General features: G+C 48.5%; 10 protein-coding genes. All 10 read left to right on the top strand.

All coding sequences use genetic code 11. The annotated features are described in order from the left end of the window. Window positions 1–53 precede the first annotated feature (53 nt). The 10 genes from fakB (at window position 54) to topA (ending at window position 12,391) form a co-directional block, all read left to right on the top strand. Entirely contained in the window at window positions 54–905 is an 852-nt protein-coding gene (gene fakB, locus NGM66_RS04600; protein ID WP_208909597.1) for a DegV family protein, read from the top strand. Window positions 906–973: 68 nt separating this feature from the next. Next, on the top strand, window positions 974–1,906 hold the full coding sequence (locus tag NGM66_RS04595) for a GDSL-type esterase/lipase family protein (RefSeq protein ID WP_208909598.1): 933 nt from the start codon (window positions 974–976) through the stop codon (window positions 1,904–1,906). A 13-nt stretch (window positions 1,907–1,919) separates the two neighbouring features. Continuing rightward, window positions 1,920–2,519, top strand: coding sequence for a YpmS family protein (locus tag NGM66_RS04590; protein WP_208909599.1), 600 nt, complete (start codon window positions 1,920–1,922; stop codon window positions 2,517–2,519). Window positions 2,520–2,529: 10 nt separating this feature from the next. Beyond that, on the top strand, window positions 2,530–2,751 hold the full coding sequence (locus NGM66_RS04585; RefSeq protein ID WP_208909600.1) for a YozE family protein: 222 nt from the start codon (window positions 2,530–2,532) through the stop codon (window positions 2,749–2,751). A gap of 496 nt (window positions 2,752–3,247) precedes the next feature. After that, complete coding sequence (locus NGM66_RS04580) at window positions 3,248–4,939, top strand: ATP-binding cassette domain-containing protein (RefSeq protein WP_258115412.1); 1,692 nt, start codon at window positions 3,248–3,250, stop codon at window positions 4,937–4,939. 1 nt (window position 4,940) lies between these two features. After that, window positions 4,941–6,761: an ATP-binding cassette domain-containing protein gene (locus tag NGM66_RS04575; RefSeq protein WP_208909608.1), complete on the top strand. Its 1,821-nt coding sequence runs from the start codon at window positions 4,941–4,943 to the stop codon at window positions 6,759–6,761. An 821-nt stretch (window positions 6,762–7,582) separates the two neighbouring features. Then, on the top strand, window positions 7,583–8,446 hold the full coding sequence (ylqF, locus tag NGM66_RS04570) for a ribosome biogenesis GTPase YlqF (protein WP_208909615.1): 864 nt from the start codon (window positions 7,583–7,585) through the stop codon (window positions 8,444–8,446). Then, window positions 8,439–9,212 carry a ribonuclease HII gene (rnhB, locus tag NGM66_RS04565; RefSeq protein WP_258115410.1) on the top strand — a complete coding sequence of 258 codons (774 nt, stop codon included), beginning with the start codon at window positions 8,439–8,441 and terminating at the stop codon, window positions 9,210–9,212. The genes ylqF and rnhB overlap by 8 nt, the downstream gene beginning before the upstream one ends. A 40-nt stretch (window positions 9,213–9,252) precedes the next feature. Beyond that, on the top strand, window positions 9,253–10,146 hold the full coding sequence (dprA, locus tag NGM66_RS04560) for a DNA-processing protein DprA (protein ID WP_208909619.1): 894 nt from the start codon (window positions 9,253–9,255) through the stop codon (window positions 10,144–10,146). A 133-nt stretch (window positions 10,147–10,279) separates the two neighbouring features. Next, complete coding sequence (topA, locus tag NGM66_RS04555; RefSeq protein WP_208909621.1) at window positions 10,280–12,391, top strand: type I DNA topoisomerase; 2,112 nt, start codon at window positions 10,280–10,282, stop codon at window positions 12,389–12,391. Window positions 12,392–12,465 lie beyond the last annotated feature (74 nt).

Genomic DNA, 12,465 nt, shown 5'->3' with positions numbered 1-12,465 from the left:
TACGCACTTTGCAGCACAAACCAAAATTTCTGGTCAGAAAGAGTGGGATAACCATGGCGAAAATTAAGATTGTCACGGATTCATCTGCCGGCCTTACCGAGCAGCAGATTCAGGATTATGACATCACCATTATCCCGTTAACGGTCATGATTAATGACACGATTTACGTTGAACGGGAATCCATCACAAATAAAGAATTTATTGATAAAATGAAAACGGCAAAGACGTTGCCTAAGACGAGCCAGCCACCACTGGGTAAATTTGTGGAAACCTTTGACAAGCTGGGCGAAGACGGTAGTAGCGTCATTTGCTTCAACATGTTAGCCGCTATCAGCGGAACGGTCCACACGGCTGAACAAGCCGCACAGCTGTCCAAAACGGACGTGACCGTAGTCGATAGCCAATATACCGACCAAGCACTGGCTTTCCAAGTCGTCGAGGCGGCAAAGCTAGCGGCCGAAGGTGCCGACAAAGATGCCATCTTGAAACGGGCCGAAGCCGTCCGGGACCACACCAAGTTGTTCATGGGCATCGTGACTTTGGAAAACATCCTCAAGGGCGGCCGCTTAAGTCGCGCGGCAGGCATGTTGACCTCGCTCTTGAACATTAAGATCGTGCTGCAGGTCACCGGTGGCGAGCTGAAGATTCGGGCCAAGGGCCGGGGCATGAAGACCATCGACCGTTACTTTGACAAGGTTTACGACCAGATCAAACAAACACCCAACATCAAAGCCATTGGAATCTCCCATGTTGAGGCGTTTGACTCCGTCGACAAGATTCAAAGTCACCTCAAGGAACTGTTGCCGGGTCAAGACGTCCTGGTTCGCGAGACGGTCCCCATTATTGCGACGCATGGGGGCCCTGGGGCATTTGCCTTAATGTATTACACGGACCCAACCAAATAAATTGCTAATCGAGGAAGAGGTGGCCGCACGCCACCGCTTTTTCTTTATCCCGAGGGGGAACTTTTAAAATGAAATTCAAAAATATCAGTAAGATTATTGGGGTAACCTTACTTCTTGCATTGATCGTTCTAGCGGCACTGACGTACTGGCATCCAGGTGCGCGAACGACACTGTCGACTAAGGAGATGCCCAGCAATCGCCGCTCGACCGTGCGCATCGTGGCTCTGGGAGATTCATTGACGGAAGGCGTCGGTGACCCGCAAAAGGCCAAGCAAGGCGGCTACACCGGGCGACTCAAGACCATGATTCACCGGCGTGACCGCGTCAAGGTCGTCATGCACAATTTCGGTAAATCCGGCGACCGAAGCGACCAGATCGAACAACGCCTGGTCGACAGTAAGACCCAACAAGCGCAAGTGAAGCGCGCTCAGGCCATCACGTTGACGGTCGGGGGAAACGATTTACTGCAGACGCTGACCAAAAACGTCACCATCAACCAGCAAACCAAGTTGGACAGCCAGTTGGACACGGCTGAAGCGGCCTACCAACAGAAGCTCAAGCACTTGATTCAGACGATTCGCCAGTACAACCCGCAAGCACCGATCTTCCTCTACAGCATTTACAATCCCGTTTACGTGTACTTCGCCAACCTGGACCAGATCACGTCAGCCGTGGACAATTGGAACCGCGCCACGACGCATACTGCGACGAGTTTCAAACGACTTCACATGGTCGACATCAACCAGGCGTTGTCGGACGGCCAGTACAAGTCCGTGACCCAACAGGCCCAGCTTAAGCGTAATGCGCAAAAATCTAATGACGGTAAGATTTCAAGTGCTAGCTTGCAGGAATTGATCTTGGCCAGCAATGCCAGTGACGAGCTCAACAACTACTTGTCCCCGGCCGACCATTTTCACCCGAACGCCAAGGGCTACCGGTTAATGACCCGCTACGCCTTCAAGCAAATGCAAGCGCACCAGCAACAGTGGTTACTGAAATAAGGAGGAACAAACTATGCAACGTCACTCAGCCCCAAAGCCTACCCGTAACTGGTGGAAATGGGGGTTCATCGCGCTCGTGGCCGTCTTATTGGTCACGACCGTTACCGTCGGGGTCAAGGCCCTGATGCCGACACAGGTCCCATCCACAGCGAAGGTGACCAAGAACACGACCAACATCAACGTGAGCCTGAACAAGAAACAGGTCAACGCCTTGGCAGACTACTACGTCAATAAGTCGCTACAAAACTCAGCGGTCAAGTACCGTTTTCAGGTCACGGATCACGCCTTGATCTCCGGCTCGACGAAAGTCTTGGGCGCCAACGTGAACTTCGTTTTACTCTTGAAGCCGACCGTGTTATCCTCAGGAGACGTCCAATTAAAGGCGGAGAAATTATCAGTGGGGGCCTTACCCGTACCGATTAGCTTCGTAATGGGCTACATCGCCAAGAATTACCCGCTGCCTAATTGGGTCGCCATGGACACCAAGCAAGAGACCATCACCTTACATTTGACCGCCATCGGCAATGGCAAGAAGCTATCCTTTGCGGCCAAGAAGATTGACTTATCCGGCGCCGGGAAGTTCGTGTTCCAGGCCCGCATCCCCAAGGATTAGGAGGCAACTAATGCCCAAAACGTTTTATCAATTTTTAATGACCCAACGCAACCCAGAAAGCTACGATCCGGTGGCAACCTTCGCCAACAACGCCTTTCTGGACAGCGCCTTTCCCAAGCAGGAAACGAACTTTGATCCGTTGTCCAAGTACTTGGAAGAAAACGCGCCATATCTGCCATCGATGACGATTTTCGATGACGCTTGGCAGATGTACTTGGCTTCATTGGCTTAACTGAGACAGGAATCCGTGGTGATGAGCTGCGGGTGCCTGTTTTTTGTTTGGGGCCGGAGTACGAAAAATTCAAAGCTGCGGAAGATTGTGTGGTTATTTAATTGGCGGGATAGTAGGGTTAGGTAACAGACGCATTCGTCACGAAAAGAAGATGACGTCCTGAAAAAAACGAGGATGTCATCTTCTTTTTGAGCTATATTTCAATCTGGTTAGTTACTAGGGACTGACATCGTTAGTTAACAGTGCTTTTATATCTGATGATATTTGTAGATTTTACTGTTAATTTCTTTTATTTTGAAGGGAAACAATCTGATTTAATTATGGGTGAACGGAGACTGGTAACCTGCGTGAAAATCAAGTTCTAAAAAAATTGGAATAGTATCCTACAAAACTTCCTTGCCAAATAGGGTGATGTCATGAAGAAAACAGATAATTGGAAATTCATTTTAACTATTTTTTAAAGAGGTTTTCTCGAAGCTTTTATGCCTTATTTCTAGTGGTAATCATTACTGATATTCTATACACAATTGGCATTACAACACTACCAGCATACGCTGCAAGGATCGTTGTTCACCCAGGCTCTAGTATCGTAAGGGTTCTAACCACCATAGCGATTTTAAGCTTGCTTATTTATGGGGCTCACGTTGTCGGAATTTATTTTCAGGGGAAGATTGCCCAACTGACTTTTGACTTTCGCTTTGATTATGTTCCTATTTTTTCAAAAAGAATTTTTTCTTGGCCCCAGCAGAAGATTGACTCTGTCGAGGGAAAGATGATCATTGATCAAGCTTACGAGTCTATCTATAACGGTGCAAACGTTGGGATCGAAGCAGTTATTGATCAAACCATATTAGTTTTAAGATATTCGCTACAAATCATTTCTCTATTAGTATTAATGGGACTTCTCAGTATTTGGCCAGCGATTGTTGTCCTTTCTTTAAATATATTCGGTTATTTAATGCAAAGCCTAGGGAATCGCTGGTACGCAAACCATAAGAATGCACAAAATAGGATTACCAGTTACCAAGAATACTTTTCTAGAACGCTAATGGCACGTGAGAACGGCAAGGATATTCGGCTATTTGGCATGGTGCCTTTGTTTCATCACTACCAGAAAAATTTAGCGAAAAGGTTGGTCCGTTGGGAAGGTCATTATTCGACAGTCCTTGCTGGTGTTAATATCTTGCAGCAACTGTTCAACTTAGCGGGTATTATGTTTACGCTGCTATTCTTAATTAGCGAGAAAAGCCTAACCATCGCCAACTGTATTTTTTTCCTGACCGCAATTCAGGTAATGAATACAAACTTTGCCAACTTAAGAAATGCCTACACCTTGACCAGTAAGAATCTAACTTTTGTCCCCAACTTCAGAAAATTCATGGACACAGAATTAGACCTGGCCACTGAGAATAAACAAAATGTGATAGGTGGTTTTAAGCAATTAACGCTTAACCGTGTTTTTTTGAAGCTTGAAAACAACACCATCTTAAAATCTATTAACCTATCAGTTAGTAAGGGCGACCACCTTATTGTCGTCGGCGAGAACGGTGCCGGCAAGTCATCGCTGGTGAAAGTCTTAAGTGGTCTGTATGGTCCAACGCGTGGGACAGCCAAACTAAATGGCATCGCGTTAAACTCAATTAATCCCCAATCGTTGCAAGCGCAGATGACGGTTCAATTTCAGGATGATATCCTGTTACATTTTACAATTGCAGAAAACATTTCCTGCACGGATCTAAAAAGGACCAATTATCAAAAGGTTAATGAAGTTTTACGGCAAGTCCATTTACTTGAATTCGTCAACGCATTACCCAATGGCATTGAAACCTATGTTGGCAACGAGTTAAGCGCAAATGGCGTACTGGTATCAGGGGGACAGAAGCAACGACTATTATTCGCCAGAGTCCTTTATAAGCAAGCCGACTTGACTATTTTAGATGAGCCAACGGCGGCATTAGATCCAATAAGTGAGAAGAACTTTTATCAGTTGATCCAAAATGAACTAGCCACAAAAACCGTGATTTTTGTCACCCATAGATTAGGATCTTTTGTTAAGAAGGGGAAAATTGCTGTCATGAGCAAGGGAAAAATCATCGCAATCGGGACGCACGACGATTTATTAGTAAATTGCGAGCTCTATAGGGAAATGTGGCAAGCACAACGCTCACTGTATACTGTAGGTGATTAATATGGACAACTTAAAAGGAAACGTTAGTGACATAGTAAAAACAACAAAATTGGTTGCGCACCTTGATAAGATTGTTCTGCCAGCCTCACTTATTGTAAGTGTGATCAACGCCGTAGTCCCTTTGGTACTTGTGCTGGGAAATACGGCAATTATCAATGCCATCGTCCAGGGGAGACTACCGCATGCAAAGTCCATTACGATTACCATCTATGCCGTTTCAATTTGCTTGTATATCATCTCGTCTCTGATCCAAAAAGTTAGCAATACGCATGCCGTCAGAGCCAACGAAATGTTAAGAATATCAATTCATGAGGCCTGGGAAAAAGTGAGCTTCCAATCCTTGGTTACAGCAGACTATTTCAGCAAAATGATGAAGAGTGAGTCTTCATTTCGGTATTCCGGGGGGATTACGGTGTTCTGTCATCAAATGCAAAGTCTGGTCAATGGACTGGTGACTGTCTTGGGTAGCCTGGGACTTTTAGTTTGGTTATCTACGATTGGGTTTCTTTCATCATCACTAATGACAGTCGCAACAATGACGACATTACTCTTGTTGCTCGTATTCGAGATATTTCTACTAAAAGTGTTTCAGCATTTAACCAGTCGCAATATAACGTTGTTTGGCAGCCTAATGATTATCGAGCGTAAAATGAATTATTTTTTGATGAGTATCATCAACAAATATGAAATACTGAAATCTGTCAAGATGTGGGGGACGGCTGAATTAATACAAGAAAGATACTTGGCATCTTGGAAACGAGAGAGAAAATACAATCATAAGTTGGTCTGGAACGATTACGTTTCCCAGATTGTCTCTGCCCTAATGACCGCAAACATTGTGCTCTGGCTGTTTGGTCTCGTGCTTTTAAAAATCCATACGGGACTTTTACCTGTGGGACAATTAAATACCTTATTTGGTGGAATCGTTCAAATTTCAGCGGCAATAGCAACGATTGCGTCAACTTGGCAAAGGGCATTAAGGTTTCAAAACCAAATGACGTACGTTAATGATATTTTGAACGAAAACCCAATTTCTGGTTCCCAAGAAGATTTTGGAAAAGAACCCCCAGTACTCAAAGAGCATAATGTCATTAGCTTTGACCATGTGAGTTTTGGCTACGATTCTGATAATGACGTCATTCATGACCTATCTTTTAATTTTGAATTTTCCGGAATTAGTGCAATTATTGGCGAGAACGGGAGTGGCAAGACGACTCTGGTAAAGTTGATGCTGGGGTTATTACAACCAACCCGCGGACGTATTTCTTTGAATGGACAGGATATACGAAAAATCCGCCCTAACGAGTACTTTGATTTGTTCAAAGTCGTCTTTCAAGATTTTCAAGTCTTCGACATCACAATTGGCGAAAATATTGCGGCATCAGTCAAGTATGATCATGAACGAATGAAAAGCGCTGTTTCTGACCAAAACCTAAGCGCGTGGATCGCCGCTTTGCCAAAGCATGAAGACGCCTCAGTGGGTATGTACAGTGAGCATAATCTGCAGCCCAGTGGCGGTCAGAAGCAACAAATGGCCATCGCCCGTGCCAATTTTAAAAACGGCATTTATCAAATTTTAGATGAACCCTCGTCTAAGCTAGATCCCATCCAAGAGGTTGCGGTCTTTTCAAAAATAGCAGCGCTCTCGAATAAAACGCCATCACTTTTCATTACCCATCGTATTGGGGTAGTGGGACTGGCAAATACCATCATTTTGTTAAAAAAAGGAAAGATTGTCGGAGTCGGGACCAAAGAAGACCTACTCAGGAGCTCTGCGTATTTTAGAAAACTCTGGGATAGCCAAGCTTCACTTTATCATTGATAGTCAGTTGGCTTCAAAAAATAATTGGTTTAACCGGGCCTCGCCAAAAAAGGTGCTAATCCTGAACGATTTTTTACACCTCGTACTATAACAATTAAAAAATATTGTATGAGGTGTAAAGATTGAGAGTTGAGTCACTGATTTCAAGGCTCTTCAAATTAAACGCAAACTTTACAACCAGTGAGGCTAAGGACGTTGGCATTTCAAAATATTATCTGAATAAGTTGGACGTTGCACAATTAAGTGCAAATTATCAGCAACGTGCCCGTGATATTCTTAAAGATTAAAAGATGGATTCTCACGCATAAGCTGGTCTGAATCAACCTCGCAGCATTTAGCGAATTTCTGCTTCGAAAGCAACAAGTCTATCTAAAACAGTAGAGAAAATGGTAAAATGGAATTCGTTAATTGGAATTCCATTTTATCTTTTTTCTTTCTAAAACGAGTAATGGTAAAATCATGCATTTCGAAAATCGAAAGAAAAAGGTTGATTCTGAATTCTTTATGGGCTATTACCACTATTCTTTCTGATCTAAATCAGACGCAAGAGAAACGGAAGGCCGATTCTGAGCCGAGTCAACATCAGCCTGCGTAAACACGGCCAACAAAAATACGGCCTTAAGTGGACTAGAATGCAGTCCCACACAGCTTTCGGTATATTCATATTTCAATCCTAACGGGCAATTGAGAGCTTCGCTGAAGACACTGGAATTAGAATTTGCCGTAATTCATACAGGACACAGGGCACAAAATGGGCACATTCTAGTGAATTTAAATTTTCGACACGCTACAAACGTTGATATAACAAAGGAGAGAGCACTATGGCAACTATTCAATGGTTCCCAGGTCACATGGCCAAGGCCATTCGGCAGATGGAGGAAAATATTCACCTGGTCGACATTGTTTTTGAATTAGTCGATGCGCGGATTCCCGCCGCATCCCGCAATCCCGAGGTCAAGCGGATTGCTAAGGACAAGCCACATTTGATCATCATGACTAAGAAAGACCTGGCCGATCCGCAACAGACCGCCGCATGGCTGACCTACTACCGGTCCCAACAGCAGCCGGCTATTGCCATCGATTCCCGGGCCAACGTCACCCCCAAGCAGATCACCAAGATTGCGATGGGTATTTTAGCTGACAAGCTGGCCGCCGAGAAGGCCAAGGGCCTCAAAGAACGGCCAATGCGTGCCATGACTGTTGGTGTGCCTAACGTGGGGAAGTCCACACTGCTCAATCACTTGGTCCAACGCAAGGCCGCCCAAGTCGGCGATACCCCCGGGGTCACCAAGGGACAACAGTGGTTACATTCCAGTAAACATTTGGAATTGCTCGACACGCCAGGTATCTTGTGGCCCAAGTTCAAGGACCAAGAGACTGCTCAAAAGTTAGCACTGACCGGTGCCATCAAAGAAAAGCTCTACGCCAGCGATGACGTGGCGTTGTTTGCCTTGAACTTCTTCCGGCAGTACCACCGCGACGCCTTGATCGACCGCTACCACTTGGCTGACGGCGACCTCGACTTGAGCGACGTGGATCTCTTACTCAAAATCACCCAAAAGGTTGGCATGCGCGACGATTACGAACGGGCCAGCGAGCGCGTCATCCTCGATGCCCGACGCAAGAAGATGGGGGGCTTCACCCTGGACCGCGCACCTCAAGCTGAGGCGACTCCCCATGACTAAGGCACCCAGTCTAGCCAGTTTAAAAGCCGACCTTGCAAACGTCACCACGGTCGACGACCCCCGTTTAGCGTCTTTAGCCGCCGATTCGCGGAAGGGGGCCCAATTACTCCTGACCCAGATCAAACGCCGGCTAGCAAAGGCTGAGGCGGCAGAACGGGCCTTTCAACACCGTTTGCACTACGAACGCCAATTCTGGCAACAGGGGAAATTGGTCGCCGGCATTGATGAAGTGGGGCGTGGCCCATTAGCTGGACCCGTTGTCACCAGCGCAGTCATCTTACCCGAGAGCTTTGACATCCCCCTGGTCAACGATTCCAAACAGCTGACCCCCAAGGAACGCGAGCGCCTGTACCCCTTGATCTTAGCCCAGGCGACCGCCGTCAGCATTGGTGTCGGTAGTCCGCAATTGATTGACCAGATCAACATTTATCAAGCCACCCGCGTCGCCATGCAGCGGGCGGTGCTGGGCCTGGGGGTCGCCCCGCAACAGCTGATCGTCGACGCCATGCAGATTCCGGTTAACCTGCCACAGACGCGGTTGATCAAGGGCGATGCCAAATCGGCCAGTGTGGCGGCGGCCAGTATCGTGGCCAAGGTCTACCGCGACCATTTGATGGCTACCTATGACCAACTGTACCCAGGCTACGGCTTTGCGCAAAACGCCGGTTACGGGACCGCTGAACACTTGGCGGGCTTGGCTGACAGGGGCGTCACCCCGATTCACCGCAAAACTTTTTCACCGGTTCAAAAAATAATCAACGCTTAATCACGGAGTTGACCCTAAAAGGGCAAAGGAGGTTGCAGACTTGCAACTGACACTTCGTGATTTTTTCATGCGTTTACCACTACTCTCCGGCATCGGCCTACAGACGACCACGGCCTGCTGGCATTGGCTTGAGCAACATAACGACCTAACCGCGGTGACCCCGGCTATTTTAGACCAGTTGTGCTTGGAAATGGCCATCCCCGCCAACCGGACCGCCGCGCTCCAGACACAACTCTTCTCGGCGGCCGTCACGCAGCGACTCCAGACCAACCTGACCCACAGTGGATGTCTCACCATCGCCGACGCGGCCTATCCGGTAGCTTTGAAGGAGACTTACGCGCCGCCCGTGGCGTTATTTTTTCTCGGCGACTTACGTTTACTACAAGTCCCGCTACTAGCGGTCGTTGGCTCCCGGCAGCCTAGTACCTACGCCTTACATGCCATGCGCCTGCTATTGCCGCGGGTGGTCCAACACCACATCGGCATCGTCTCTGGGTTAGCGCAGGGCGTCGACACCTTGGCACATCAGGTGGCCTTGGCCTATCGTGGACCGACCATCGCCGTCATCGGCACCGGGCTGGATCATTGCTACCCCGCGGCCAACCGCGACCTAATGGCCGAGCTGACCCAGCACCATTTGGTCCTATCCGAATACCCCTGGGGGACTAGCGGGGCCCGTCACCATTTTCCGGAGCGCAACCGCATCATTGCCGGGCTAACCACCAGTACTTTAGTGGTTGAGGCCGCCCATCATTCGGGGAGCCTGATCACCGCGAACATTGCCCTGCAAGAAAATCGTAATGTTTTGGCAATTCCGGGGCGCGTCGACAGTCCAAACTCGGTTGGTACCAACGAATTGATCCTTGCCGGTGCCAAACCGATCTTGCAGCCGGAACATATAATAGAAGAAGTTTTAGTTGACAAGCTGCCCTAAGTTGAAATAAGATGTGGGAGATTATAGTGAAAAAATTAGCGAACTACTGGTTCGTCGTAAAAATTAAATCGACGGCGGCCGAATCCCCGATATTTGGGGGCCGGCTGGTCGTCAAATGAGGGAGTAATGTGAGTTGCCGACGAAAGCAAAAACCAAAGCGCCAGCCAAAAAGCGGCGTAAACCACAAAAAAAGTTAGTCATCGTGGAATCACCGGCCAAGGCCAAGACGATTGAAAAATATTTAGGCCGCACCTACAAAGTGATGCCTAGTCTGGGTCACGTACGGGATCTACCGAAAAGTTCGATGGGGGTCGACACGGAGAACCACTACGATCCGCACTACATTTCCATCCGTGGTAAGGGTGACGTCATCAAGGGCCTGCGTTCAGAGGCCAAGAAGGCCAAAGCCGTCTACCTGGCATCTGACCCCGACCGTGAAGGGGAATCCATTGCCTGGCATTTGGCCCACGTCTTAAACCTAGACGTAACTGACAAGAACCGGGTCACGTTTAACGAAATTACCAAGGACGCCGTCAAGGAAGCCTTTAAGACGCCACGGACCATCGACATGGATCTGGTCAACGCCCAACAGGCGCGGCGGATCTTAGACCGGTTGGTGGGCTATTCCATCTCGCCATTACTTTGGAAAAAGGTCAAGAAGGGCCTGAGCGCCGGCCGGGTCCAATCCATTGCCTTGTCCTTGATCATTCAACGAGAAAAGGAAATTAAGGCCTTCATCCCCGAGGAATACTGGACTATTGACGCTGACTTCAAGAAGGCCCGCCACGCATTCAAGGCCAGCTTCTATGGCCTCAACGGCAAGAAGGCCGGGTTGAAGGACAACGCGGCTGTGCAAGACGTCTTGGGCAAGCTGGACCGCAAGGGTAAATTTGACATCACCAACGTGGTACGTAAGGAACGTAAGCGCTCGCCACAACCACCATTTACCACCAGTTCCATGCAACAAGACGCCAACCGGAAGCTGAACTTCCGGACACGGAAGACCATGATGGCCGCCCAACAGCTTTATGAAGGGATCAACCTGGGCAAGGAAGGGACGCAAGGGCTAATCACCTATATGCGGACCGACTCCACGCGGATCTCAAGCATTGCCAAGCACGAAGCATCAACGTTCTTACACGAAAAGTACGGTGCCGAATACGCAGCAACGAAGCCCATCAAGGGCAAGTTGCCAGAAGGGGCCCAAGATGCCCACGAAGCCATCCGGCCAACCTCTGTGTTCCGGACGCCCGCGAGCTTAAAGGACCGGTTAAACCGCGACCAATTCCGGTTGTACCAATTGATCTGGAACCGGTTTGTGGCCAGTCAAATGACCAACGCCATCATGGATACCATGGCCGTGACGCTGGAACAAAACGGCGTGACATTCCGGGCCAACGGTTCCAAGATGAAGTTCGATGGGTTCTTGAAGATCTATAACGACAGTAAGGAAAAGGATAACCTGTTGCCTGACCTAGAAATCGGCGACCAAGTCAACTTGGCCAAGACCGATCCGGCCCAACACTTTACCCAGCCGCCTGCACGGTATTCCGAAGCCAACCTGATCAAGGCGCTGGAAGAAAACGGTGTGGGTCGGCCATCGACCTATGCGCCAACGCTGGATACGATTCAACGGCGCTACTACGTCAAGTTGGTCGGGCGGCGGTTTGAACCGACTGAGCTGGGCGAAATCGTTGATGGCATCATTAATGAATACTTCCCTGACGTGGTCAACGTTGACTTCACGGCCAACTTGGAACACGAGTTGGACGGTATCGAAGAGGGCAAGCAGGATTGGGTCAAGGTCATTGACACCTTCTACAAGCCATTCTCGACCGAAGTCGCTCACGCGGAAGACGCCATCGAAAAGATTCAGATTCGCGACGAACCCGCCGGCTTTGACTGTGACATCTGTGGCGCACCCATGGTCATCAAGATGGGCCGCTACGGCAAGTTCTACGCCTGCTCCCGGTTCCCAGATTGCCGCAACACCAAGCCAATCGTGAAGGAAATCGGCGTGACCTGCCCGGTTTGTCACAAGGGTGAGGTCATCGAACGCAAGTCCAAGAAGAACCGGATCTTCTACGGCTGTTCACGCTATCCCGATTGTGACTTTGTTTCATGGGACAAGCCAGTCGGCCGTGATTGCCCGAAGGACGGCCATTACTTGGTCGCCAAGAAGATTCGTGGCGGCGTGCAAATCGTCTGCCCGAACGGCGATTACGAAGAAGCACCACAAAAATAAAACTTATCAGCAAAACAGGTTTGCGCGGTCATCGTTGGATGGCTGGGCAAACCTGTTTGCTGTTTTCAGAAATC

It is taken from the genome of Levilactobacillus yiduensis, from assembly GCF_024718525.1.
In the GTDB taxonomy this organism is placed as follows: domain Bacteria; phylum Bacillota; class Bacilli; order Lactobacillales; family Lactobacillaceae; genus Levilactobacillus; species Levilactobacillus yiduensis.
The sequence above is the reverse complement of the archived record's forward strand: the minus strand, read 5'-3'. Positions and strand labels throughout refer to the sequence as shown.